The sequence below is a fragment of the Scytonema sp. UIC 10036 genome, assembly GCF_009725235.1.
The window spans coordinates 13,985-37,438 of record NZ_WJFC01000123.1 but is presented as its reverse complement, the minus strand read 5'-3'; the positions used below and the strand labels follow the sequence as shown (position 1 = coordinate 37,438).

29 protein-coding genes and 1 pseudogene are annotated in these 23,454 nt (G+C 41.8%); 18 read left to right on the top strand and 12 right to left on the bottom strand.

The window, feature by feature from the left end:
• Nucleotides 1-328: 328 nt before the first annotated feature.
• From F7734_RS39455 to aroH, 3 genes are all read left to right on the top strand, one after another.
• Nucleotides 329-616, top strand: coding sequence for a hypothetical protein (locus F7734_RS39455; protein WP_155749880.1), 288 nt, complete (start codon nt 329-331; stop codon nt 614-616).
• A gap of 382 nt (nt 617-998) precedes the next feature.
• Entirely contained in the window at nt 999-1,820 is an 822-nt protein-coding gene (sppA, locus tag F7734_RS39450; RefSeq protein WP_155749879.1) for a signal peptide peptidase SppA, read from the top strand.
• Between the two features lie 202 nt (nt 1,821-2,022).
• Entirely contained in the window at nt 2,023-2,394 is a 372-nt protein-coding gene (aroH, locus tag F7734_RS39445) for a chorismate mutase (RefSeq protein ID WP_155749884.1), read from the top strand.
• Between the two features lie 112 nt (nt 2,395-2,506).
• Here the strand turns inward: aroH and crtR are convergent, their stop codons facing one another.
• Complete coding sequence (crtR, locus tag F7734_RS39440) at nt 2,507-3,394, bottom strand: beta-carotene hydroxylase (protein WP_155749883.1); 888 nt, start codon at nt 3,392-3,394, stop codon at nt 2,507-2,509.
• Nucleotides 3,395-3,644: 250 nt separating this feature from the next.
• Here crtR and pyk point away from each other — a divergent pair, with 250 nt between their 5' ends.
• Both pyk and F7734_RS39430 read left to right on the top strand, forming a co-directional pair.
• Complete coding sequence (gene pyk, locus F7734_RS39435; protein WP_155749878.1) at nt 3,645-5,414, top strand: pyruvate kinase; 1,770 nt, start codon at nt 3,645-3,647, stop codon at nt 5,412-5,414.
• Between the two features lie 1,018 nt (nt 5,415-6,432).
• On the top strand, nt 6,433-6,708 hold the full coding sequence (locus tag F7734_RS39430) for a UBP-type zinc finger domain-containing protein (protein ID WP_155749877.1): 276 nt from the start codon (nt 6,433-6,435) through the stop codon (nt 6,706-6,708).
• A 67-nt stretch (nt 6,709-6,775) separates the two neighbouring features.
• Here the strand turns inward: F7734_RS39430 and F7734_RS39425 are convergent, their stop codons facing one another.
• The gene (locus F7734_RS39425; protein WP_155749876.1) at nt 6,776-7,273 is read right to left on the bottom strand and encodes a helix-turn-helix transcriptional regulator; all 498 of its coding nucleotides are present in this window, start codon (nt 7,271-7,273) and stop codon (nt 6,776-6,778) included.
• Nucleotides 7,274-7,377: 104 nt separating this feature from the next.
• Between F7734_RS39425 and F7734_RS39420 the strand changes: the two genes are divergently transcribed.
• The gene (locus F7734_RS39420; RefSeq protein WP_155749875.1) at nt 7,378-7,689 is read left to right on the top strand and encodes a type II toxin-antitoxin system ParD family antitoxin; all 312 of its coding nucleotides are present in this window, start codon (nt 7,378-7,380) and stop codon (nt 7,687-7,689) included.
• On the opposite strand, the gene F7734_RS39415 is transcribed toward F7734_RS39420, so the two are convergent.
• The 3 genes from F7734_RS39415 to F7734_RS39410 all read right to left on the bottom strand — a co-directional run bounded on the left by F7734_RS39415 (nt 7,690) and on the right by F7734_RS39410 (nt 8,686).
• Nucleotides 7,690-7,848, bottom strand: coding sequence for a hypothetical protein (locus F7734_RS39415; protein WP_243147332.1), 159 nt, complete (start codon nt 7,846-7,848; stop codon nt 7,690-7,692).
• Nucleotides 7,838-7,966 carry a hypothetical protein gene (locus F7734_RS65670; RefSeq protein ID WP_279239816.1) on the bottom strand — a complete coding sequence of 43 codons (129 nt, stop codon included), beginning with the start codon at nt 7,964-7,966 and terminating at the stop codon, nt 7,838-7,840. Before F7734_RS65670 ends, F7734_RS39415 begins: the two co-directional genes overlap by 11 nt.
• Nucleotides 7,967-8,125: 159 nt before the next feature.
• Entirely contained in the window at nt 8,126-8,686 is a 561-nt protein-coding gene (locus F7734_RS39410; RefSeq protein ID WP_347566358.1) for a PadR family transcriptional regulator, read from the bottom strand.
• A gap of 116 nt (nt 8,687-8,802) precedes the next feature.
• On the opposite strand from F7734_RS39410, the gene F7734_RS39405 reads away from it, so the two are divergent.
• The 3 genes from F7734_RS39405 (at nt 8,803) to F7734_RS39395 (ending at nt 11,166) form a co-directional block, all read left to right on the top strand.
• On the top strand, nt 8,803-9,195 hold the full coding sequence (locus F7734_RS39405; protein ID WP_155749873.1) for a DUF4188 domain-containing protein: 393 nt from the start codon (nt 8,803-8,805) through the stop codon (nt 9,193-9,195).
• A gap of 33 nt (nt 9,196-9,228) precedes the next feature.
• A complete protein-coding gene (locus F7734_RS39400) occupies nt 9,229-10,140 on the top strand; it encodes an AraC family transcriptional regulator (protein ID WP_155749872.1) in 912 nt (303 codons plus the stop codon).
• A gap of 303 nt (nt 10,141-10,443) precedes the next feature.
• Nucleotides 10,444-11,166, top strand: coding sequence for a dienelactone hydrolase family protein (locus F7734_RS39395; RefSeq protein ID WP_243147331.1), 723 nt, complete (start codon nt 10,444-10,446; stop codon nt 11,164-11,166).
• Nucleotides 11,167-11,319: 153 nt separating this feature from the next.
• Here F7734_RS39395 and F7734_RS39390 read toward each other — a convergent pair whose 3' ends face one another.
• Entirely contained in the window at nt 11,320-11,922 is a 603-nt protein-coding gene (locus tag F7734_RS39390) for a Uma2 family endonuclease (RefSeq protein ID WP_155749871.1), read from the bottom strand.
• 773 nt (nt 11,923-12,695) lie between these two features.
• Between F7734_RS39390 and F7734_RS64320 the strand changes: the two genes are divergently transcribed.
• Nucleotides 12,696-12,830, top strand: a complete 135-nt coding sequence (locus F7734_RS64320; RefSeq protein ID WP_243147330.1) for a DUF1822 family protein — start codon at nt 12,696-12,698, stop codon at nt 12,828-12,830.
• Here the strand turns inward: F7734_RS64320 and F7734_RS39385 are convergent.
• Entirely contained in the window at nt 12,808-13,704 is an 897-nt protein-coding gene (locus F7734_RS39385; RefSeq protein ID WP_243147329.1) for a DUF4384 domain-containing protein, read from the bottom strand. The genes F7734_RS64320 and F7734_RS39385 overlap by 23 nt on opposite strands.
• Before the next feature lie 108 nt (nt 13,705-13,812).
• Between F7734_RS39385 and F7734_RS39380 the strand changes: the two genes are divergently transcribed.
• From F7734_RS39380 to F7734_RS39360, 5 genes are all read left to right on the top strand, one after another.
• Entirely contained in the window at nt 13,813-14,448 is a 636-nt protein-coding gene (locus F7734_RS39380; protein ID WP_243147328.1) for a CHAT domain-containing protein, read from the top strand.
• 194 nt (nt 14,449-14,642) lie between these two features.
• On the top strand, nt 14,643-14,798 hold the full coding sequence (locus F7734_RS39375) for a hypothetical protein (protein ID WP_155749869.1): 156 nt from the start codon (nt 14,643-14,645) through the stop codon (nt 14,796-14,798).
• 97 nt (nt 14,799-14,895) lie between these two features.
• Nucleotides 14,896-15,183 carry an antitoxin family protein gene (locus F7734_RS39370; RefSeq protein ID WP_155749868.1) on the top strand — a complete coding sequence of 96 codons (288 nt, stop codon included), beginning with the start codon at nt 14,896-14,898 and terminating at the stop codon, nt 15,181-15,183.
• Nucleotide 15,184: 1 nt separating this feature from the next.
• Nucleotides 15,185-15,649 (top strand): type II toxin-antitoxin system VapC family toxin, encoded by a 465-nt coding sequence (locus tag F7734_RS39365; protein ID WP_166482429.1) that lies wholly within the window; start codon nt 15,185-15,187, stop codon nt 15,647-15,649.
• 337 nt (nt 15,650-15,986) lie between these two features.
• Nucleotides 15,987-16,181, top strand: a complete 195-nt coding sequence (locus F7734_RS39360) for a hypothetical protein (protein WP_347566357.1) — start codon at nt 15,987-15,989, stop codon at nt 16,179-16,181.
• On the opposite strand, the gene F7734_RS39355 is transcribed toward F7734_RS39360, so the two are convergent.
• A complete protein-coding gene (locus tag F7734_RS39355; protein ID WP_166482428.1) occupies nt 16,123-17,007 on the bottom strand; it encodes a CHASE2 domain-containing protein in 885 nt (294 codons plus the stop codon). The two genes, F7734_RS39360 and F7734_RS39355, sit on opposite strands and share 59 nt — an antisense overlap.
• Before the next feature lie 91 nt (nt 17,008-17,098).
• Here F7734_RS39355 and F7734_RS39350 point away from each other — a divergent pair.
• Nucleotides 17,099-17,401, top strand: a pseudogene (locus F7734_RS39350) (CHAT domain-containing protein); the annotation flags it as partial.
• A 64-nt stretch (nt 17,402-17,465) separates the two neighbouring features.
• On the opposite strand, the gene F7734_RS39345 reads toward F7734_RS39350, so the two are convergent.
• The gene (locus tag F7734_RS39345) at nt 17,466-17,756 is read right to left on the bottom strand and encodes a nucleotidyltransferase family protein (RefSeq protein WP_155749864.1); all 291 of its coding nucleotides are present in this window, start codon (nt 17,754-17,756) and stop codon (nt 17,466-17,468) included.
• A 109-nt stretch (nt 17,757-17,865) separates the two neighbouring features.
• On the opposite strand from F7734_RS39345, the gene F7734_RS39340 reads away from it, so the two are divergent.
• Nucleotides 17,866-18,147, top strand: coding sequence for a hypothetical protein (locus tag F7734_RS39340; protein WP_347566359.1), 282 nt, complete (start codon nt 17,866-17,868; stop codon nt 18,145-18,147).
• A gap of 279 nt (nt 18,148-18,426) precedes the next feature.
• Here F7734_RS39340 and F7734_RS39335 read toward each other — a convergent pair whose 3' ends face one another.
• The 3 genes from F7734_RS39335 to F7734_RS39325 form a co-directional block, all read right to left on the bottom strand.
• Nucleotides 18,427-19,761, bottom strand: a complete 1,335-nt coding sequence (locus tag F7734_RS39335) for an NAD(P)/FAD-dependent oxidoreductase (protein WP_155749863.1) — start codon at nt 19,759-19,761, stop codon at nt 18,427-18,429.
• A 135-nt stretch (nt 19,762-19,896) separates the two neighbouring features.
• On the bottom strand, nt 19,897-21,435 hold the full coding sequence (locus F7734_RS39330; protein WP_155749862.1) for an NAD(P)/FAD-dependent oxidoreductase: 1,539 nt from the start codon (nt 21,433-21,435) through the stop codon (nt 19,897-19,899).
• Between the two features lie 187 nt (nt 21,436-21,622).
• Nucleotides 21,623-22,024 carry a metal-sensing transcriptional repressor gene (locus tag F7734_RS39325; RefSeq protein WP_155749861.1) on the bottom strand — a complete coding sequence of 134 codons (402 nt, stop codon included), beginning with the start codon at nt 22,022-22,024 and terminating at the stop codon, nt 21,623-21,625.
• 205 nt (nt 22,025-22,229) lie between these two features.
• On the opposite strand from F7734_RS39325, the gene F7734_RS39320 reads away from it, so the two are divergent.
• Nucleotides 22,230-23,447 carry an HhoA/HhoB/HtrA family serine endopeptidase gene (locus F7734_RS39320; protein WP_155749860.1) on the top strand — a complete coding sequence of 406 codons (1,218 nt, stop codon included), beginning with the start codon at nt 22,230-22,232 and terminating at the stop codon, nt 23,445-23,447.
• The last annotated feature ends 7 nt before the right edge of the window (nt 23,448-23,454 follow it).

Genomic DNA, 23,454 nt, shown 5'->3' with positions numbered 1-23,454 from the left:
CCCTTATCCCCCTTGTCCCCCTTATCCCCCTTGTCCCTTTTGGTTTACGTTAACTAAGTTTAAAGCTCTTTTCAGAAAATCAAGCGTTGCTCATACTCGCTCTCATTTCAATAAGAACCCAAGTTTACCGTCAAATGCCGACTGTTCTAGGATCGCAGCAGATTCTACTCTTGGGGATCGCAGAACTTATCTTGGAAAGATTGTGTATGTATTTTAATGTAAACTTAAGATTTTTGAACTCTCCGCTGAAACAGGGCGATCGCGCTTATTGTAGAAATTGGTCATGGGATTGCTTTGTTAACCCACTCATTTAATTCATTTTTGCCCAATGAGCATTATTACGAACTTTCTCCGCTCTCTCTTACTATCGGTTATTTTCAGCTTTACTGCCCCCATGCTTCTTATCGGTGGTTTCTTGCTGAGTGTCTCTCTCTTAGCTTATATTCCCGGATTACAAACCATAACTGATGCGATCGCTACTCCTATCTTGGAGTTTCTTTCTATCTTTGGCAGTGGAACTCCTCTTGGCGGTCTCTTTGTTATCTGTTCCACCTTTAGTGTTGTGGGAGCACTCTTCGAGGTTTATGCCTACTACAGGTGTCAAATTTTACGCTAATTCTACTGCTTTCTATCAAATACACTAATAACTTTTGTAAAGTTTTATCTCCTTAAACTTTCGCCACCCTAGTTTTTACAGTAGGTACAATTTTCACTTACCTATAACAAATACCTTCTACCCTGGCTTCTTCACCGCAATCTGAAGCTTTGTAGCATTGTTTGTCGATCTTTAGTTAAGCTTTAAATATTTGTATAGTTTTTTATTACTTTCTGGTTAAATATTAACAAACAAAGTTACAAATAAAGCTAAAGAAAATATAAAATTTTTACAAAAGCCGTGAGATTCGCAACACCTGCTTGTTTTTCTTAACATAGAAAAGCAGGCATCATGCGTGCTTCGCATATAGTGTCTAAGTCTGTTAGGAGTTTTTTAACTGCTCATGGTGTGGCCTTTTAAACCTAGATTCCAGAAACAAATTGCTCGGATTGAAATTACTGGTGCAATTGCCAGTGCTACTCGCAAGCGGGTATTGGAAGCGCTGAAAACAGTAGAAGAAAGAAAATTTCCAGCACTGCTGCTACGGATTGATAGCCCTGGTGGTACGGTAGGGGATTCCCAAGAAATCTACAGTGCCTTGAAAAGATTGCGCTCAAAAGTAAAAATAGTTGCTAGTTTTGGCAACATTTCTGCTTCGGGTGGGGTTTACATCGGTATGGGAGCAGAGCATATAATGGCAAATCCCGGTACGATTACGGGTAGCATTGGGGTGATATTGCGCGGTAACAACTTGGAACGCTTGTTGCAAAAAATTGGTGTTTCTTTTAAGGTAATTAAGTCAGGACCTTACAAAGATATTTTGGCTTTTGACAGAGAACTGACAGAACCAGAACAAAATATTTTGCAAGAATTGATTGATATAAGCTACCAACAGTTTGTACAAACGGTAGCTGATGCACGTTCCCTTGGTGTAGAAACAGTGAGAAGTTTTGCAGATGGTCGAATTTTTACCGGACAGCAAGCACTAGAGCTAGGTGTCATAGACCGATTGGGAACAGAAGAAGATGCTCGCCGTTGGGCTTGCGAACTTGTTAATCTCGATCCTGAAAAAACTCCCGTTTATACTTTAGAAGAACGCAAGCCTCTGTTCAACCGTCTTGTACAAGGAAGTATCCAAGCTTCACCAGCGTTAAGTGCTGGAATAGATTGGGTTGAATTTGAAATGAAGACAAGTGGATTGCCTTTATGGTTATATAGACCATAAAGAAAAAATCGTCATTTATCCCTTGTCAAAAGTCATTTGTCAAAAGTCCTTTGTTTGAGACAATGAATAAACAGCGATCGGTGTCATTGGTCAAAAGTCATTTGTCATTTGTATAAAGATACTTGACCAATGCCCAATGACCAATGACACTTGACCAATAACCAATGACTAAATTAAGGAGGAAAACTAAGTGGAGTGGCGAATGCGGGGGATTCGCGGAGCAACAACCGTAACAGAAAATACGGTAGAAGCAATGCAAGAAGCGGTGATGGAATTACTTGATGAACTTGAAAAACGGAATCAATTGCATCCAACAGATATTATTAGCATGACATTTAGTGTCACAAGTGATTTAAATGCAATTTTTCCGGCGGCGATTGCACGCAAGCGTCTGTATTGGGATGTGGTTCCAATGATGGATGTACAACAGATGCACGTTGAGGGCGGTTTGGAACGGTGCATCCGTTTTTTAGTTCACGTCCATCTTCCTGCTTCAGCCCCAATTCATCATGTTTATTTGCGTCACGCCGCAGGTTTGCGCCCTGATTGGTGTCTACCTGTTTTGAGGGAGTAGGAGTAGGGAGTAGGGAGTAGGGAGTGGGAACAAGGGGACAGGGGGACAAGGGGGACAAGGTGGAATAAATTACTTACGGCTCAATCGCCAATCCCTAATCCCCAACGCCCAACTAGTTGCTATGATGAAACCGAATTCCTAAAAAAATGTCATACACAAATCCGAAAAAGTCTTTCTTCTGCAGCAACCCTGTTGATTGATAGCAGCCTTTTTCATCTAAGAGAGGTTTCATCAGGTAATAAGTAGGCTGGTAATTATACCAGGGAATAGAGGGCCACAAATGATGGATTAAATGGTAGTTCTGCCCCATAATCAGAAGGTTGAGAATGGGATTGGGGTAAACGCGAGCATTTTTCCAGCGATCGCGTTCTGTAAAAGGACGATGGGGTAAGTAATCAAAAAACAGTCCCAGTGCTATACCCACAACAAAGGCAGGAATAAACCAGAAATTGAGAATGTAACCTAAAAAGTGGTACTGAACCGAGATATAAACGATTGAAACGACAATCAACCTACTGATAAACCATTCGAGTAGTTCGTATTTGCGCCACAATTGCCGCTTGAAGAAAAACACTTCATGGTATAAAAATCGTACAGCAATCAACCACAAAGGACCACCTGTAGAGACGTAGTGATCGGGATCGTCATCTGGATCGTTAACATGAGCGTGATGCTGCAAATGAACTCTTGTAAAAACAGGGAATGCAAAAGCCAGCATCAGAGCGCTACCATGCCCCAGCATAGCATTGATGATTCGGTTGCGATGAGCAGATTGGTGACAGGCATCGTGAATCACCGTACCTGCCATATGTAACGCAAGAGTGTTAGCAGTAAAGCACACCCAGTGTTGCCATTCCCAAACCCAGTAGCCAAAGTTAGATAACACTAGTATTGCCACCGCTACCAAAAACATGAGCAGCGTCGGGTTGAAATCACCCGGAGGCGCTAGAAAATCCTTTGGGGGGACTGTCAGTGGCTTTGGTGCCTCCGACGTCAGCATCATAAACTCCTTTTTCGTCAATTGGTTATCTAGATAATGCCACTTTTTTATAAATGAAAGTTAAGTTTTGACAGGCAAAATTGCAAAAAGTAAATTTAATCTAAAAAATTTATCATCATTTCCAGATATTAGCAGCAGAATAAGGGTATGATTTCAAGCGAGTCGTTCACGATTGGTTCTGTAGCGACAGACAAGAGAATCATCCTAACTTTAGGATGATCCCCAGAGTAGCTCCCTAAGTTCAGCTCCTATGCAATTAAAAGATTCCCTTCGCCGTACAAAAATTGTCGCGACAATCGGACCTGCTACCAGCAGCCCGGAAATGCTGAAAGCTATTATTGAAGCTGGTGCAACAACGCTGCGACTCAACTTTTCCCACGGAACTCACGCCGACCATCAGCGAAATATCCGCCTCATTCGACAAACCGCATTTGAACTCAATAAACCAGTAGCTATCCTTCAAGACTTACAAGGACCGAAAATTCGTCTGGGAAAGTTTGAAAATGGATCTATAGTCTTGGCAAAAGGCGATCGCTTCACCCTCACCAATCGCCCGGTTGTTGGGATGCAGGATATAAGTTGCGTAACCTATGAATATTTGGCAGATGAAGTGCCAGTAGGGTCACGAATTATGCTAGACGACGGGCGAGTAGAAATGCTCGTAGAGGATATCAATCGCGAAAAAGGCGATTTGCACTGTCGCGTGACTGTAGGCGGGACGCTTTCCAACAACAAAGGAGTGAACTTTCCAGGAGTTTACTTGTCCATTAAGGCAATGACAGAAAAAGACCGAGAGGATTTGATTTTTGGTCTAGATCAGGGCGTTGACTGGGTAGCTCTTTCCTTTGTCCGCAATCCTCAGGATATGATTGAGATTAAAGAGCTGATTTCCAGCACGGGCAAGCAAGTACCGGTGATTGCCAAAATAGAAAAGCACGAAGCGATCGAACAAATGGAAGCAGTTCTAGCGTTGTGCGATGGCGTGATGGTAGCAAGAGGCGATCTGGGCGTAGAATTGCCAGCTGAAGATGTACCTATACTGCAAAAACGGTTAATTGCCACTGCCAATCGTTTGGGTATTCCCATTATCACCGCGACTCAAATGTTGGACAGCATGGTGAGCAACCCCCGTCCAACTCGTGCTGAAGTATCGGATGTGGCTAATGCGATTTTAGATGGTACAGATGCGGTGATGCTCTCAAACGAAACCGCAGTTGGTAAGTTTCCAGTAGAAGCAGTCGCTACCATGGCGCGAATTGCCGAACGTATCGAACAAGAAGAAGCAGAAAACAGCAACACAAGTCTACTGAAAGATCCAAAGCGTTCCATTCCCAACGCTATTAGCCAAGCAGTCGGTCAAATTGCAGAACAGCTGGGTGCAGCAGCAATTATGACACTGACACAAACAGGAGCAACAGCGCGGAATGTTTCTAAATTTCGTCCCCAGACACCAATTTTGGCAGTAACACCTCACGTGAATGTGGCACGGCAATTGCAACTGGTGTGGGGAGTGAAACCGTTGTTGATGTTGGAACTACCTTCTACAGGTCAAACATTCCAAGCAGCGATGAACGTTGCTCAAGAAAGGGGTTTATTGTCTGAGGGAGATTTGGTAGTCATGACTGCAGGAACTCTCCAAGGGGTTTCTGGTTCTACAGATTTGATTAAAGTTGAAGTGGTGACAGCAGTCCTCGGTCAGGGTATTGGATTGGGACAAGGTTCTGTCAGCGGTCGCGCACGAGTTGCTCACACTGGTATGGATGCTAGTAATTTTAATCACGGGGAAATCTTGGTTGCGCCTAGTACCAGTGCTGATTTTGTTGATGCAATTCGTAAAGCTGCTGGAATTATTACTGAGGATGAAAGTCTTACAAGTCACGCAGCCGTGATTTGTTTGCGTCTTGGCGTTCCCGTAATTGTTGGTGTTAAAAATGCAACAGAAGTCATTCGCGATGGAGCGATTTTGACGATGGATGTACAACGCGGCTTGGTTTACTCTGGAGCACTCGGAACACCGTAAATTAAGTAGCAATTCCTCATCTTCTCTCTCTGTGTTCTCTGCGCCTCTGCGGTTTAAAAATCATTTATTTAACCGCAGAGGCGCAGAGTACGCAGAGGTAAGAGGTGAGATGAAGCATAGGTATCAATACTTGTCGATTAAGCCAAAAAATACGAAAACACGTAGGTTGGGTTGAGGAACGAAACCCAACATTTACAGACATTTGTTAGGTTTCCCCAAAGCGATCGCCCCTGCTTTACAGGTTCAAATTCAACCTCAACGTCTAACACAGTCATCTACAAAAATTTCAGATTTTGTCATTAGCTAACTGAACAATAAATTGAGTTTCCATTCTGAGGGGCTGTCAAAATCAAGAAAGGAATTTGTTACGATCAACGCTCTTTAAATTCTCTTTGATACCCCCATTAAAAAACTATTTAATAATGCGTAAATATTCGGTGTTTGATTAATTTGATCGGTCATTTTTCTTTGTTTTCCTCTAAAGTAAATAAACAATTGATTAACTAAAATGACTTCTTGCTATCAGTTCACTTGTCGTGTGACTTCTATCACATAAATGAGGAACTTATTTTGTTGCGATCGCGCTCTTTTATCCCTCTAAAGAAAGAATAATTGAGGCGATTGGAAGTCGTATATGTATAAAAAAAATTCATATACAGGGACTTAATATGGAAAGTAAGATTTCAAATTTTCTCTGACCAAAGCGAGTCAAAGAGCAATAAGCTAATGCTTTTGAAGATTTGTTGTCGTCCGAGCGTGCGAACCTTTTCAGCCTTTTTGTTTTGGTAGTTACTGATACATTAAAGTTGTTTATCAAATAATACACGTCATTAAAGTAGTATTCCGGGCTTCCAAGAAATTAATACATTAAGAAAATCTAAAGAACTTCGTATAGTTTCTACATCAGTTGCATAAGTTTCCTAGCTTTTGATTGTTCGCGATCGCACCGTTAGGTTAAACTTTAAAGTTGGACGCGTTCGATGAGCAACGCCAAGTCATCTATCGATCAAGAAGCTTTATGTCCTGTCAACATCTGAATGAACTGACTCTAGAAAACCTAATCCTTAAAGCAAATTACCCAGTATTTCGCTGTGAAGAGTGCATACGGATTAATGGTCGTTGGGTGCATCTTCGCATTTGTCAGACTTGTGGCAAGATGCTGTGCTGTGACTCGTCTGAACATCAACATTCCCGCCGTCACTACGAAGAAAGCGGACATATGGTGATTAGTTCAGCAGAATTAGGAGAGCAATGGCTGTGGTGTTTCGCAGATGAGCAACAGAAGAATTATTAAAACTGACTCATCATCATTTACAAATGTTTCTGGTTCAACGCCTGCTTTGAGCAAAAACTTAATTACATCAAGCTGCCCACTTGGAAAGAATTTGACTTTCTGTAAGCTTAAGAGCATTTGCAATTTTATAAAGTGTTGTACGATATGGCATGGAAGCAGAGTTAAAAAACCTATTTAATGATGGCTCCGGAATTCCGGTTTTTTCTGAAAGTTTTGTAATTCCTCCCCATCTATCTACCTCATCACGAAGAGATTTTTTGAACTCCATGATATCTTTTGCAATCCGATCTAAGTCATCAAAGGAGATATATGGTTTTTTCTGTATACCATGTGGGAGTTCTTTATGTCTATCGATTTCATCTTGAATATCTGCAAGAATCTCATCTTTTATTTCTACATCAGTTTCTTCATCCCAAAGAACCATGAGATCGTGTAGACCTTCACATTCTTCAATCATTGCTACAGTATCGGTAATAAATTCTACTGATAATCCTACTTTCGCCATTTTTGTAGATATTTCATATACTCTAATTTTCTGTTCTGGTGAAGTGGTAAATGGAATCACAATGTTCCCCTATAGGAAAATGAGGTTATTGCGTGTACTTAGGCTATAGTTGAAATGCAACGCCCTTACAATTATTATAGTTAATCATAGGTTAAAAAAAATCCATGCAAATTTCTCTGTCACCTGAAGTCGAAGCCCTAGTAAAACGTCAACTCACAAGCGGTAAGTATCAAAGCGCAATCGAAGTTATTTTTGCAGGCGTAAAACTCCTAGAACAGCAAGAAGATATTTATCAAGGGCGATTGCAAGAACTTCAAGACAAAGCAAGTATTGGGTTGGCAGCATCTCAAAAGGACGAAGTTGTTGATGGCTCAACTGCAATGGCTCAAATTATTTCTAATTTACGCTCGCGCTACGGTGTTTCAAGCGCAGTAGGACTCAACAATTTCGCCTCACCGAACTTTAAAAGCAGTTGACTAATGTTGAGAGTTGATTTGCTTGCTTAATTCCAATTCTAACTCTTCCAACGTTACTGATTTCGCATTTGCCTTTATCCTGTCAGATAATTCATAAAATGCTTCTTCATCATCTGGATGCTGTAACACATATGCTCTTAATTCAGCTTTACTCATCATTTTGAAATCCGGTTTGGTCATAACTTACATTTCCTTGTTTATCTACAGATACATCAATTTCCTCACCTGATAAAATCACTAAGTCTCCATTCCGTCGATCTATCCTTACAAGAGTCACTGGTTTGAGAAAAATGTTGGTCAGCAAGTGGCTCAGTCGATATCACTGTTGTAGTTGCTTAAAAGTAGGTTCGTCCAACTTCACCTCCTATTTTGGCACGAATAACCGCTTTTATAGATTGTATAGATTGTTGTTTCAGTTACTCTCAGAGCTTTTGCCCTATTTTAACAATGCTACGATCTCCTCACACCAAGCCAGCCAACTGGTTTCATAGTGAATTCCGCGCAACAATGTCATGTACTCAAACTTTAGAGTGTTCGACAACACTTGCGGATCTTTAAAGTACTGGTTCTTAATTTCTTGATAAATAGCTAATCGCTGCTGATGTTTCTGACGATGGGCTTCTAACTTTGCCACTATCGTCTCGCAGGACACTAGATGTCCAGCATAGAGTTTCACGAGCAATTCATCTTTGATTAATGCCATGTCTTCTGGCTCAGCAATCCACTGACACAACTGCTGTTTACCCAATGTCGTCACTGTATAAATGCGTTTGTCGGGACGATTCTCTTGCTGTACTGATTCTGCTTGCACCCACTCCTTTTCTTCTAAACGGTTCAGTTCTCGGTAAATCTGTTGGAAACTAGCACTCCAAAAAAAACCAACCGACCCTTCTACCGACGGATTGAACCGCTTAGCTAGATCGTATCCACTGCTAGGAGCATTGATTAAGACTGACAGAATGGCATAGCTGAGAGACATAAAAATTACAGTTGACATATTCACTAAATTGAATATAACATAGATTGCATATTCAATTTAGTGAATAATACTTTTGTTGAATATAAAATTGACCTCAAGCAACACCATCAAGCAGTCATAAGAGGACAAGTATAATGAACTATTCCATTTATAAAATTAATTTGCCGGAGCATCCAGAGGCTGTTGCCTTTGTTAATGGCTTTTTGACACGCGATCGCATAGGATTTTTCTGGATGTGGAAAAATCTGTCATGGATTAAGAGTGCAACTGCTACAGCAAAAGGCTGCGTGCAAGTAAAAGCTGGAATTTGTGGACCCAAGGAAGTTATCATGGTCAGTTACTGGCGTTCAGAACATGACCTGAAACAGTTTTTCCGAGGCGAAGCACATCGGCGGATGATGCAGTTTGTGATGAAGAATCCCAACAGTTTGTGTTTGTATAATGAGACATATCGACCGTCGCACAGTGGCAAATACAGCCACGAACCGCAAGGCATGGCAAAGCTTTACGCGAGTTTGGCACAATGAAAGAGTGTTCGTGCGAGCGTATAGAGGTATGAGATGTCAGCAGAAAAAGTAGCGCTCATTGATTACCGCAAAGTCAATGCTGCAAACTCACTATTGCCCAAACCATCCATCCTCTCAAGCTGTGGCTGGAGTCACCTGCACCTAGAAGTTTACCAACAGCCAAAATTTGAAATCATAGAGCATCAACATACGATGCACGTCATTGCCCATGCTACAGTTTCCTCTGGCTTTCCCGCATCCTCAAAAGGAGAACGGTGGTTGGATGGCAAGTTGCACCACGAGACACGACATCAGGGAGATATTGCAATTCTTCCTGCAGGTCTTTCCCATCGCTGTAACTGGGACAGTTCGGTTGAGTTCGCAATTTTGGCACTTGAGCCTGCACTTCTCCAACAGGTTGGTCAGGATATTGTGAATGGCGATCGCATTGAACTCATACCTGAGTTTATGAATCGTCAGGATGCACTGCTCCAAGGGATTTTCTTAACTTTGAGAGAAGAAGTAGAAGTTGGCAAAATTGGTGGCGATCTGCTGGTTGATAGCCTTAAAACCACGTTGGCAATTCACCTTTTACGGAAATATTGCACCACACAACCTAAGCTTTCGAGTCATTCAGATGGATTATCTCAATTAACTTTACAAAAAGTGAGGGAGTATATCCACGAGCATCTTGATGGGAACTTGAAACTGGTAGAGTTGAGTGCGATCGCTCAAATCAGCCCCTATCATTTTCTGCGTCTGTTCAAGCAACAAGTGGGTATAACCCCACATCAATATATTCTACAGAGTCGAATTGAAAAGGCGAAATATCTATTACAACATAGCAATTTAAGTATTGCGAATATTGCCTTGAGAACTGGTTTTTCCGATCAAAGCCACTTGACGAGATGCTTTAAACGCATGGTTGGGGTGACTCCCAAAAAAAGGATGAAGGATAAAGGATGAAGGATGAAGAATAAGTTGATAGGTGCATACAAGCTTCTCAACTTACTAATGGAATTGGGTTCATAAGCTGTTCCATATTTATTTTGCATATTGAACCGCAGAGACGCAGAGGGCGCAGAGTAAGAGAGAGAAGAGTTTGGTGCTTTTTATCAAGTTTAAAAAATATGTAAGTTAAATGTATTTTAGCTTACTTTATACGTTAGTTAAGCCGCAATAATTTACTAAAATACCGCAACTTTCTTCTAGAGACCTAAATAGCAACTTTTTTAAATTATTAACAATAGGTTCTACTAGATAGAGAATATGATGACAATCGAACAAACTGAGGTTTTGGTTTCCACACCAGATGGACAAATGCCTGCTTTCTTGTTTACACCAAACGAGCCTAACCATAAGCCTGCCGTCCTCTTACTGATGGAGGCTTTTGGCTTAACGTCTCATATTCGAGATGTAGCAATCCGAATTGCTAGGGAAGGATATGTAGTACTCGCCCCCGATTTGTACTACCGCGAGCTACCTAACAATAAGTTTGGATACGATGAGGTGGAATCAGCGATGGCAATGATGTATCGCCTCGATCTTAAATCTATAGAAGCAGATATTCGAGCAGCATTGGCTTTTTTGAAGTTGCAAAAAGATGTGTATCGCGATCGCATAGGCGTGACTGGATTCTGCTTGGGTGGCGGATTAAGCTTTCTCACCGCCTGCAAGTTGTCAGCCGAAATTGCTGCTGCTGCACCCTTCTATGGCATGGTGCTAGACGAGTGGATTGATGCGGTGAGAGATATTACTGTACCTGTTCACTTGTTCTTTGGAGGAGTCGATCCGTTCATTCCGTGCGATCGCATTCAGCAAATTGAGTCGCGGTTCCAGGAACTTGGCAAAGACTACACTTTGAAAGTTTACCCCGATGCAACTCATGGTTTTTTCTGTCACGAACGCTCCGACTACAACCGCTTGGCGGCGGAAGATGCTTGGCTGCAACTTACACAGTTCTTCAAGCGACATTTGCAGAAAGAAAGCTAAAAATTCTGCTTTTTTTTGCTAGTACTACAGATTCTTCACAAGTTCTTCAGATTTTGATTGGAAAATCAAAGCAGTCTAGATAAACACAGTTCAAAGTTCTTCTAAGATAGATTTTTCTAAACTTTCATCCCACCTCAACAGCGTGGGCGATCGCTATGGCATGATATCATCAAGTTTAAGCTCTAAATTCAGAAGCAAATAAGAGGAAATCGCATCTCCTAAGCGATATTGTTGCTGCTGATACACACCATTAACTAATTGACATACAGTAAAAGTAGGTTGTTTGGGATTACCGATAAATTGCAAACCACCCAAACCCCGAAAATCTACAATCCAATATTCCGGTATTTCAAGAATTGCATATTCTTCCACTTTTCTTGCATAGTCATCTTGCCAATTAGTACTCACAACCTCAGCAACCAGCTTAATCGTATTACCATTACAAATAATAGGTTCCTTTTGCCAAAGCGGTTCAGTGTTAAGTTTTGCTTTATCTAAAACAATTACATCCGGACGTAATGCTGTTGCTTCTGCTGCGAGTGGTTTAATCAAACAAGTTTTGGGAATCAACCAGTTGAAATTGGTACGAAGAATTTCAGCAGAAATTCTACCAGCAATATTTCCTGAAACTTCTTCATGAGAACCAGTTGGTTCCATGTCACGTAATTCTCCGTCTATAAGTTCGTAACGGGGATTATCCCCATATTCAGCGAGAAATGCAAGGAAAGTGAGAAGCTTGGGTGGGGTGTAGGTCATAGTTTATATTGTGACAGCAGGTGGTTTTATTTTAGCAATGAGTCCTTGCCTTGCGAACTTCGTTTGTGTAGGCGTGATTTCAATCGCAAGCGTGTTTTTTCCAAATTGGGATGCTCCCCAAAGTATCATCTGATATGACGACGCTCATTTTTCCCTCTTGCTAAAAATTTCAGTGGATTAAATAACGCGAGCATTATCGAGACGTGAGATTCACTCTTTGTAGGAGTTCAATCTGCACGATTATCTCAATAATAAACCCGATGTTAGTGCAGAATATATGCGTTTGTGTGACGACCTACTCGCGTTGATGGTCAATGAGCGATCGCATTTACAGTAAGGGTTAACTAAGAAGTGAAATCGCATGGAAAATATGGGTGGGATCGGGAGTGCGATCGCCTTGACGATATAGATTGAATGAAAATGGCGATCGCTTTACAGTATGGGTTAACTCACATCTTGCACCAAGGAAATTTGATATAAATTTATTACACAGTACTAAATGAAAACCCTTGATTTAGCGATAAAAGCCAGCAAGAATTAAGTATCCTTATCGCGGATATTTTTACATTACCTGGGTTTGTACTGAGAGGTGCAAGATCTGAGTGAAGAGAAATGGTCAGAGATTTCTCAAAAATTAGGTCATCCCATACCAAGACTTTCAGAGCTATATCAACGCAGTATGAAGAAGCGTAACATTATCGATTATTTTTGTAGATACTTACAGTAAGTCACAATCATTCACTCCTGCACAATAATATCAAGGATAATTCATCATGAACGCCGAGCAAACATCTTTTACAATTCCTCTGAGTCGTACAGCACATGAAATAGCTGATAAACGAAGACAAGGAATTTCAAATACTGAAAATGCTAAAAAAATCTATCTCAATACTTTAGCTGACGAGTAGCGGTATCTAAGTCTTGAAGTAATTTATCTGCCATATCTAAAAACTCGTCGGTTACGGGGATTGCACTACGTTTGGTAGCACCTCTTCTTTTCACTATTTTCTGGAGGGCTTTGATGGATTCGCTCAACGGCGATGTACTAGCAATAATTAATGCTTCCGTGATGCCCAATGGTTCATTGATATTCAGTGTAAACGCATCTTCTTCCTCATCATCAGGAATGATTCGCTTTTCCCAGGCTCTGATTAAAGCTGCTTCTTCTGATAGGGAAATCAACTGATTGTCAGGAAAGATAGTGGCTATTTCACCTTCAGCATCAATCACAAAAATGCTGACGTAAAGGTCAACTGGCTCCTGATTTTCTATTTGAAAGGCTACTTGCGTCTCTAGAGGTAATTTAGGAATATCATTACCTGTAATAGTTACTGGTCTTGCAGGTTGTTTGCTATTGGCACGACCTCGAACTGTAAAGGCTTGGCTGATAATTTTTTGGCTTTCAGCAATGTTCATTGAGGCTGTAACTTTTAACCTGGATGTGTTGGTATTGCCTACCATTTGCTTGATAATTCGTGCAGCCAATAAAGATTTAAATTTAGATGTTAACCGTTCTACAGCCTGAGCAACAGTTTCATTGGCATCACCAAAAGATTTAGGAATGATTTGGTCGAGTGATGGGAAAAACAAACCCAAACTGCCTACAACTGGTAGATTTGGTATGTTCAATTGCTGCAATCTCTGATTTCTTTCTGGGGTCATGCGCCCAAAAATATATTGCACTTCTTGCTGTCCCAAAGGTAAAGGAGTAACGCGCTTAAGTGCTTGTAAACCTTGTTTCGCTTGGGCAGTAGTATTACTATCAAATAAGTCAAACGTCAACCTGCACCTCAAGCCTTAGCGATTCTCGCCGATCCAGTATACAGCGCTACCGATGAGCGAGTTATCAGTGCTCAAAATAAACAACTTCAAAAGCAAGATGATATCGACTTGCAGCTAGAACGTTCTGCTCTCAAACGTTCTGCCGATCTTCTCGGTGTCGAAGGTTGGCCGCGACTTTTCGGGACTCGCACAGAAGCAGAGAAAATTTTTGAGCTAGTACCCAAATTCCAAGGCGTGCAAGTCTTTGATTTTGCTGCTAACTACACTTGGGCTACGAGCAGCAATCTCAACCAATTCCGGATGTTACACTTTGCTACCCACGGCTTTGTTAATGATGCTAACCCAGAGTTATCAGGAATTGTGCTGTCGCTAGTCAACGAACAAGGTCAAGACATCCGGGGGTATCTGCGGTTAGCAGACTTATTTAACCTCGATTATCCAGCAGATTTAATTGTGCTGAGTGCCTGTGAAACTGGACTGGGTAAAGAAATTCAAGGTGAAGGCTTAGTGGGATTGACAAGAGGATTGATGTATGCAGGTACAGAAAGATTAGTCGTATCCCTATGGCAAGTTAGCGATGAAGGTACATCTGAGTTTATGCAGGAATTTTACAAGCAAATGTGGCAGGGACGAAAGTCTGCAAATGAGGCGTTAAGGGCGACACAGTTGAAGATGTGGGAGCAAGAGAAATGGCGTCATCCCAATTACTGGGCGGCTTTTACCTTTTTGGGTGAATGGCGATAGTTTTTGTCACTTTCATTGTACTAGGCTTGGGTAGACTGCCTAATGGTTCCTACCGAACTACGCTCCAAGTGGTTGGGTCTACGATCCGCTTGCTACTGGAAGCGACTACGGAGTGAGCCTAGAAAGTGAAGAAATGATGGTGTTTGACTCCGGTTTACTCCGTTATTTAGCTACTCATTCAGAATCACCGGTTTATGATTGATTTAGGTGATAAGTATTACGAATTACCAATTACATTCAGATGCCTAGTCATCTGGCAACTTTCTGGGCAAGCAACCCTTGACCCAATGGGAATGCCATTAGTCAGCGCTACCAAGGAAGGGAATGGAGCTGATGACCCATTATATTAGGACTTACGCACTGTACAAATTGGCGATCGTATCTTCTGCTATGATCTTTTAGTTAATCTTTTAGGTTTACTTACAAAGGAAAGGCAACTAGCAAACCATGCCAGAAATTATCACCGCTGTCTATGAAAACGGGGTTCTGCGCCCTTTAAATCCCTTATCCCTACAAGAGCACCAAACTGTGCAGATTCAAGTTTTGACTGAAGAACCAGCAATGGATGCCGAACAGATAATTCAATCCCTGGTGGCAGCAGGACTCGTAAGTTCTCCCCCCCGTCAGGAAGATGTTGAGCCAGTTTCAGAAGAAGCGTGGCGTGAACTAACCCAAAGACTGGAAGCATCCCCCGGCAAGCCCCTATCAGAAATCATTATTGAAGAACGGGGTTAATGTGACTGTCTACTTTTTAGATAGCAGTGCTCTGGTCAAACGGTACGTGCCGGAAACTGGCAGTGCTTGGATACGGGCAATCTCGGATCTCAATACTGGCAACTCATTAATCATTGCCCGAATTACTTGGGTGGAAGTTAGAAGCGCGATCGCTCGAAGGCAAAGGGAAAGAAGTCTGACTGTAACCGATGCAAATTTAATTACCCAGAGGTTTCGCTTTGACATGAATAGTCAGTACCAAGTGATTGAACTCGATTCAACACTTGCAGAAACAGCGGGTCAGTTGGTTAGTCAATACCCTCTACGCGCTTATGATGCCGTTCAACTAGCGTCAGTGCTGCTAATTCAACCCGCTTTCCCTGCAACACAATCTACTCAATTGATCTTTCTCACAGCTGACAACCGCCTCTCCGAGATTGCAGTAGCTCTTGGGTTACTGAGCGATAACCCCAATCATCACCCCTAATCTGGGTGAAGCTACTCCCGAACCAGCACAGGATTACCTATTTCTTCATTGTTAATTAAGTTAGATGGGGTAAGTTACTTGTGAGCATCCCCTATTTAGGATCTCATAGTTCTTGCCATAATGGGGGAATTTGTGCCGGGTTCTGAAAAATCACGGATAGCCTTACTGAATGAGAAGCTTGGCAGTAGTCTACCATACAATTGTGTAATTGAAAAAAATAGGAAAAATTTGTTACAAAATATAGTATCATCCTTTTGGCAGATGACTAACAATAGATGGCTGAGTTGCCATCATCCAAAATCTCAAAACTGCCATGCCTAAAGTGTAAGTGACAACAATGAAACTTTGGACACCCAATCAGCCATTGCAAAACGGACGCTTCATCATTCAAAAAGTCCTTGGAGGCGGTGGCTTCGGCATCACCTACAGCGCCATCGAACAACGAACGGGTAAAATAGTTGTCCTCAAAACCCTCAACCACATCCAACAAAGTCAAGCGGATATGGTAAAAACAACGGTAATAAAAGTTTGAGTGATATATACATTTGCATTGATATCAATGTATAAACTAAAGTACCGCCTGCAAGTAAAGCAATGAATAAACGACTATCGCGTTTACTATACTGATGTTGCAGCAGTAATAGCTGCATCCCTTTACTAAGAAATACCGCAATTCCAATCATCAAAAAATCGGGAATTGGAATAACTAAATTTTGTTTTATCAGGTTTTGAATCATGTAAGCATTGATTTCTACTCCTGTAAAATCTTGCAAGAAACCACTTTTGGGATTTTGTATCCGCCAATAAGCTACCCCCATTGGTAAAGGAAAAGTATCACTATGGTTTTTTGATAGTCCCGAATCTTTGTATCCAGCAGTACCAATTAATACAACTTGCTGTTTTAAATTTTCTTGGTTGAGAATAGTATTTTTTTGGAGATAATTACCTGCATTAACGACTTGATAAACTTGATTAGGTGGTAGCGAATAATCTATGATTGGGTAAAAGCAAGCTTCCCCAAAATATTCAGAAAAGCTACTTAGTCTAGAGAGATGTAATTTCCGAATTTTTTGTTTTAATGATGAATTTTCTTGAACGTTATCTAAATATGTTATGAGATCGGTACGTAAATTATTATTTCTCAAGTCTTGCGGCTGTCGCAGATTTTCAGGTAACTTTTCTTGTTCGATCCAAGATACCAATGTTATCAAGTAAGTAAACGGACAGCTTTGAATACAATCTGTATTTGTATTTACTAATGACAAATGTCCTGTTGTATGGTCAGTATAACCCTGAAAGGTTTGATTAAGATTAGCGACTCTCTTATTTACGGGCTGCTCTTGATTATAATTATTCAATATTGAACCCAAAATAAACCATGTATCATTAACCTTGGCTGATTTTTCTAGTGATGCGATCGCACGGCGTTCTTCTTCAAAGCATCAGCACTTACAAGATAATATTGGTTGGGATATTCTGTTTTTCTCTGGGCATTCTCTTTCTCAGGGTAAACAAGGACAAATTCGTCTCAATAGTCATGAGAGTTTGACAATGGCTGAATTGAGGGATGCTTTGCAAATAGCCATAAAAAGACGATTGCAGATAGCATTTTTCAATTCTTGCGATGGTTTGGGTATTGCCTATGAATTAGAACAATTGAATATTCCCCAAGTGATTGTGATGCGCCTAAGCGTACCAGATAAGGTAGCGCAGGAGTTTTTGAAGTATTTTCTTCTTGAGTTTACAGGTGGCAGAGTATAAGACTCTATGCGTTCGATACATTCAAAGATGTTGTTCAAGTACAGCCGATCGTCTCTCATAACGCCACAGCTTCCCGCAACACTTTATCTCTAATCAATTCATGTAGAGTTTCTGGTTCAGTTACATCCACTTTACGTCCTAGCAATTCTGACAAAGACTGCATCAAAGCAATTTGGTCTATTAAGGTTCGTTGTGGTTCAAGTTCCACCAGAAAATCTACATCACTGTCTAGTCTTGCTTCTCCTCTCGCCACAGAACCAAACACCCGGACATTATAGGCTCCGTACAAAGCCGCAATTCTCAAAATTTCTTCCCGATAAGCTTTAAGTATTTCATCAATGCCCATAGCCTAACCCAAAATAATTTCGACAAATCTCTACCTCTAGTTTAGCGAAGCTATATTAATTCTTTCGGTGCTTAATTCCTATTTTAACTTAGGGGTTAGTTTGGCAGTAATGCCATTAGTCGTCCATGAGGCGTTGATTCGCCATTGGGGACGGTTGCGGGGATGGATGCAGGAGAACCGCAAGTTTCGTGTTTGGCAACAAGGGTTGATGGTGGCGTTGCAGCAATGGGTGGTGCGGCCTTTGGCTGTAGCGGAGGATTGGTTGCAGCAACGGGATGGGGAAGTTAGTAAAGCGCAGCGATGGTTTATTGAGAAGAGTGTGGCGTTACGGGAGAGGGAGAGGAAGCAGAAACAGAGATTGCGACTGAGTATTATTGCTGGGTTGGGTTGAGGAACGAAACCCAACATTTATGCGATATACAGGCAGAGATAGCACGAAATACTGCTCGTTAAGAAATTGTCGCGAGAGACAAGCAGGGGGTGCAGGGTTGCAGGGGTTGCAGGGGAGGAAAAACGGCTTTAACCGACAGTATTGAGATAGCACGAAAACAACATTTATGCGATCGAATTTGTTGGTTTCCGACGGTAAACCCAACCACAGGCGGACAGAGCACGATCCACAACACGCCTAGTATCAACAACAGCCCTACGAATACGTGTAACCCCTAACCTAATTAGCAACTTGGGTTATATTGTTAACCGTTTGTGCTTCTACATAAGCTTCTTTACCTGTAATCAATCGAGAGCGACGATTGCGAGTGATATAATTCCACGCCCACTGGAATACTACTAGCAATTTAGTGTCAAACTCAATTAAGAAGTAGATGTGAACGATTAGCCAAAATACCCAAGCCAGGAAACCTGTGAGTTTGAGGAAGCCTAAATCGACAATAGCTAAATTTTGCCCAATCATCGCCAAACTACCCACATGATTGTAATGGAATGGGGGCAAACTTTGACCTAGAAGACGTGCTTGAATGAGTTTAGCTACATACTCTCCTTGTTGTTTGGCTACGGGTGCAACACCAGGTAAGGGTTTACCATCTTGATAGGAGAAGTTGCCTAAATCTCCTACGACAAAAATGTTTTTATAACCCTTAATGGTTAAGTTTGGTTCTACAATCACACGGCCGGAGCGATCGCACTCTACACCTGTACGTTCTGCTAGGACTTTCCCCATTGCGGAACCCTGAACACCTGCAGCCCACAATATAGTTTTTGAGGCAATTGCTGTGACTTCATCGCCTTGCTTGAAAGTCACGATATTATTTTCAATGTTTGTCACCCTGGTGTTCGTTTGGATAATCACACCCAACTTTTGCAAAGATGCTGCTGCGACTTGGGATAAATCCGGGGAAATGTGTGGGAGGATGCGATCTGCCCCTTGTAATAGTAAAATTTTCGTTTCTTCGGTGTCGATGTTGCGGAAATCTTCTTTGAGAGTTTTATATGCCAACTCGGCGATCGCACCTGCTAATTCTACTCCTGTAGGTCCACCACCCACAATCACAAAAGTTAACAAAGCACGACGTTTTTCGGGATCGGTTTCTTTTTCTGCTAGTTCAAATGCTGAAAATATGCGGCGGCGCATTTCTATCGCATCTTCAACAGTTTTCAAGCCAGGAGCTAATTCTTTCCAGTTATCCTGACCAAAGTAGGAATGGTTAGCACCTGTGGCGACAATTAGTGTATCGTAAGGTACTACTTTATCGCCCATTATCACTTGTTGTGCTTTTGGATCGATATCATTGACTTCTCCCAGCAACACTTGCGTGTTCTTGCTTTTGCTGAATACAGCTCGCAATGGTGAGGAAATATCAGCAGGTGATAGCGTACCTGTCGCAACTTGATATAGAAGCGGCTGAAATAGATGAAAGTTACGTTTATCGATGAGAGTAACATTCACATTAGCTTTAGCAAGATGTTTTGCTGTGTACAGTCCACCAAAGCCTCCACCAATGATAACAACCTCATGTCGTGCATTATTGTCAAGTGCAACAGCCATACGAAATATTTCCTTCTGTTAAGAGCATTGTAAAGTTTCTTAACAAATGTTTTAACAGTAGGATGATAGGGGTTGCCGTTAATTTAGAACAATTTAAAAAATTATGAAAGTATCAAAGTTACTCATTAGTCATTATCAAAAGTGAGCGATTGATGTCTGAATCGCGTTCAAAAAGAAAGCCAACGACCCACAAAGGAGTATCAGACCGAGTATATAAAGCGTTGTAGTAGTGCGTTTACCCTGAACCCAGATTTGCTCGTAGGAAAGTTGATGATTCTGAATGAGAAAGAATGCTGGAGGATTAAATATAAAGGGCATTAACCGACTCAGTACAAGTCGCAGAAAAAAGTTGACAGACCACAACAACTTGCCAAGAGAATCTTGGTTATACTGCCAGGGATAAGCAACTCGGGCAAGGTATACCAAGGCTTTTGTATCAGGTAACCGTAAAGATTCGTATAAAGGCAAAGCCCGCGAAATCTCGTCGTTAGTTTGAGAAAGCGCTTCATTCAAAATGTATACATCCTCCAGTGCTGAATTTACCCCTTGTCCGATATCTGGAGGAAAGCAATGAATGGCGTCTCCTAAAAGTACAATTCCATCTGCTCTATACTCAGGTATTTCGTGAGAGGCTTGTTTTTGACTTAACAAGAAGTACAATCCAGAACAGTATTGGGGAATGGGGAAGTAACCGCCTTCACTGTTCGCAAATCTCTCAGCTTCTTCAAGCGGCACTATTTGACGTACAGGCAATTGTGGGAAAGCTTTCTCAAAAAAATTGTACAGCTCCTCAGGGTTTTTCAATTCCCATATCTGATGGTCTGGGTACTTAATAATATTTGCAGAACGGGGTTCATCTGGGTTTTTCAGAGGCAATATACCAAGAGAAACAGAACGCTTGCGACCTCGCAAAGCCCCACGAATTGCATATGCTACAGTGCTTACGGCACGCTCCTTGCCACTACGATCCAGAGGAAATTTTGGTGGCAGGGTTAAAACTTTATATCTCAGAGACGAACTGGGCGAGGGAAAAAGCTTCATTTCAAATTTGTCTGATGTCGGTTTGTCCCACTCTTTTAAGGTGTTACGGACGATGGAGTGAAGACCATCACAACCAACTAAAAGATTGGGTTCAAATGTGACAATACTCTCGTTCTCTATGGAGACAACAACTTCTAACTTTTCCTGATGTGGATTATTTCTACCTTTTTTGTTGATTTGCACGCACTTTGCATTGAACAAGACAGTGATGCGGTCTTGCCAATGTTGTTCGATTTCCTGGTATAATAAAAGAACAAATGCTTTGCGTGGCAGCCAGTAGGCAGTTTTCCGGTTTGGATCTACAGTAGGCAATTTAGATGTTGTGCAACTACCATTTGGTTTTATTTTGGTTAAGTAAAATTCTGTGCTTGGAACGCTAATTTCTGATAGCTTTTCCGTCAGACCGAGGAAATCTGTGAATTTTTGACCTCGACCATCAATTTGATAGTTGAATGATTTGTCAGGTTCATAGTAATCAGCAGTAGCACGTTGTTCTAAAACTGTAATATTTGTCCAACCACGTTTAGCTAACATTAATGCGGTGGCAAGTCCAGCAGGTCCTCCGCCAACAATCAAGACTTTTTGGCCAAAACGATCGCTCTCTTTTTGTGCAAACGATTCTTCACTCAACATATACATTGCCTTAAAAGCGACTATCTTTAGACTAGCAACGCAGCATCACAATCGGTGGTTTTATCATATAATACAGGCTGCGAGTTTCTGTAGAGCAATGCTGGTAGAGTAGAGGAGGCGGAGCCTCTCCCGGTAAGCATTCCCAGCCTGAGGCTGGGAACGAGGTGTACTAGATAAAAGCACGTGTTTAAGGCAAAAATCGATCTAACGCCGCCTTAAGTTGTTCAAGTTCATCTTCAATGTTGCCCTCTTTTGCTGCTCTTCCAATACATTCTGTTAAATGCTCATCTAAAACAATTCTCGCTACTCGATCTAAAGCTCCTCTGACAGCAGCAATTTGCAATAATACATCAGGACACGGGCTACTTTGCTGCACCATTGTCTTAATACCCCGAATGTGTCCTTCTATACGCGATAGCCGATTGACAATTCGCCGCAAAGACTCTTCACTATGAACGTGTGAATGAACCGAATGTTCGTGCTCGTGATGGTGTTGTGTATTTTCTTGATTGTTATTGTCACAAAGTAAATCCTCTTCCCGTTGGGACAGGGGTAAGGATTGTTTGGGTAATCGATTCGATGCGTTCATGGTTTTACTTGAGAGAGTGCAGCCAGTCAATTAAATCCTAACCTAGAGGAAAGAAATGGGTATGAGGCGTATGAAGGGAAGTTGAGGAAACTTAGAGCAGAAAACAACCGTCAATGGACAGTGATTGTTATGAAACTGTAAAAATAGGTATAGAGACTATTTTCTCATCTAGCAACAATTTAGATTAAAACTATAGGTTGTGATTATGCGATTTTCCCAATTACCTCGGTCAATACGTCAACTCACTACTCACGTGTTAGCAATTGTTTTGGGAGTTGTGTTAACTGTTAGCACTTTGCGCGTGTCACCCTCCCAAGCAGAACCAGCACCCATTTCGCCAACGGCTGATTCACCACAACTCCTCGCTCAACGCTCCTCACCAACAACCACTGCTATTGGTGGTAATAGCTTTGTGACAGCCGCAGTGAATCGTGTTGGGAACGCAGTTGTGAGAATTGATACCGAACGTACTGTTTCTCGTCGCGTTCCCGATCCCTTCTTTGACGATCCCTTTTTCCGCCGATTTTTTGGGGACTCCTTTCCACGACAAATGCCACAAGAACAAATGCGCGGTTTAGGATCGGGTTTTATTATTGATAAAAGTGGTTTAGTTGTTACTAATGCCCATGTGGTAGATAAGGCTGATAAGGTAACAGTCCGCCTCAAAGACGATCGCACTTTTGAAGGAAAGGTACTGGGTGCTGATGAAGTCACCGATTTGGCAGTTGTAAAAATCAACGCTGGTGGGGATTTACCAGTTGCTCCCTTGGGTTCTTCCTCAAACGTACAGGTGGGAGACTGGGCGATCGCATTAGGAAATCCCCTAGGATTAGATAATACTGTAACATTAGGTATTATTAGTACCCTCAGACGTTCTAGCGCTCAGGTGGGAATTGGTAACAAGCGCTTGGATTTTATTCAAACTGATGCAGCTATTAACCCCGGTAATTCTGGGGGTCCTCTGCTCAATGGTCTGGGTGAAGTGATTGGTATCAACACAGCCATCCGTGGCGATGCTATGGGTATCGGGTTTGCTATTCCCATTGATAAAGCCAAAGTTATTGCCGCCAAACTGCAACGAGGGGAAAAAGTCGATCACCCATTCATAGGCATACAGATGCAGGATTTAACCCCTGAAGTGGCAAGGCGAATCAACTCCGATCCTAATTCTCCGGTGCAAATCCCAGAAATTAATGGTATTTTCGTAGTTCGTGTTGTACCAAACTCTCCTGCTGCTGCTGCTGGCATTCGTCCGGGAGACGTAATTGTTGAAGTTGATAAACAGCGAGTGAGTAAGGGAGAACAGTTGCTGGAAGTGGTAGAAAATAGTCGAGTTGGTCAAACATTGCAGTTGAAAGTGCAAAGAGGCAACCAAACTCAGCAAGTTTCGATACGCACCGCTCAATTGCAAGATGCTACGTAGAGGGAGT

Coding starts and splice junctions, on each gene's coding strand:
- F7734_RS39455 (WP_155749880.1), top strand. CDS start 329: ATGAGCATTATTACGAACTTTCTCCGCTCTCTCTTACTATCGGTTATT.
- sppA (WP_155749879.1), top strand. CDS start 999: ATGGTGTGGCCTTTTAAACCTAGATTCCAGAAACAAATTGCTCGGATT.
- aroH (WP_155749884.1), top strand. CDS start 2,023: ATGCGGGGGATTCGCGGAGCAACAACCGTAACAGAAAATACGGTAGAA.
- crtR (WP_155749883.1), bottom strand. CDS start 3,394: ATGCTGACGTCGGAGGCACCAAAGCCACTGACAGTCCCCCCAAAGGAT.
- pyk (WP_155749878.1), top strand. CDS start 3,645: ATGCAATTAAAAGATTCCCTTCGCCGTACAAAAATTGTCGCGACAATC.
- F7734_RS39430 (WP_155749877.1), top strand. CDS start 6,433: ATGTCCTGTCAACATCTGAATGAACTGACTCTAGAAAACCTAATCCTT.
- F7734_RS39420 (WP_155749875.1), top strand. CDS start 7,378: ATGCAAATTTCTCTGTCACCTGAAGTCGAAGCCCTAGTAAAACGTCAA.
- F7734_RS39415 (WP_243147332.1), bottom strand. CDS start 7,848: ATGATGAGTAAAGCTGAATTAAGAGCATATGTGTTACAGCATCCAGAT.
- F7734_RS39410 (WP_347566358.1), bottom strand. CDS start 8,686: ATGTCAACTGTAATTTTTATGTCTCTCAGCTATGCCATTCTGTCAGTC.
- F7734_RS39405 (WP_155749873.1), top strand. CDS start 8,803: ATGAACTATTCCATTTATAAAATTAATTTGCCGGAGCATCCAGAGGCT.
- F7734_RS39400 (WP_155749872.1), top strand. CDS start 9,229: ATGTCAGCAGAAAAAGTAGCGCTCATTGATTACCGCAAAGTCAATGCT.
- F7734_RS39395 (WP_243147331.1), top strand. CDS start 10,444: ATGATGACAATCGAACAAACTGAGGTTTTGGTTTCCACACCAGATGGA.
- F7734_RS39390 (WP_155749871.1), bottom strand. CDS start 11,922: ATGACCTACACCCCACCCAAGCTTCTCACTTTCCTTGCATTTCTCGCT.
- F7734_RS64320 (WP_243147330.1), top strand. CDS start 12,696: ATGAACGCCGAGCAAACATCTTTTACAATTCCTCTGAGTCGTACAGCA.
- F7734_RS39375 (WP_155749869.1), top strand. CDS start 14,643: ATGATTGATTTAGGTGATAAGTATTACGAATTACCAATTACATTCAGA.
- F7734_RS39370 (WP_155749868.1), top strand. CDS start 14,896: ATGCCAGAAATTATCACCGCTGTCTATGAAAACGGGGTTCTGCGCCCT.
- F7734_RS39360 (WP_347566357.1), top strand. CDS start 15,987: ATGAAACTTTGGACACCCAATCAGCCATTGCAAAACGGACGCTTCATC.
- F7734_RS39345 (WP_155749864.1), bottom strand. CDS start 17,756: ATGGGCATTGATGAAATACTTAAAGCTTATCGGGAAGAAATTTTGAGA.
- F7734_RS39340 (WP_347566359.1), top strand. CDS start 17,866: ATGCCATTAGTCGTCCATGAGGCGTTGATTCGCCATTGGGGACGGTTG.
- F7734_RS39335 (WP_155749863.1), bottom strand. CDS start 19,761: ATGGCTGTTGCACTTGACAATAATGCACGACATGAGGTTGTTATCATT.
- F7734_RS39330 (WP_155749862.1), bottom strand. CDS start 21,435: ATGTTGAGTGAAGAATCGTTTGCACAAAAAGAGAGCGATCGTTTTGGC.
- F7734_RS39325 (WP_155749861.1), bottom strand. CDS start 22,024: ATGAACGCATCGAATCGATTACCCAAACAATCCTTACCCCTGTCCCAA.
- F7734_RS39320 (WP_155749860.1), top strand. CDS start 22,230: ATGCGATTTTCCCAATTACCTCGGTCAATACGTCAACTCACTACTCAC.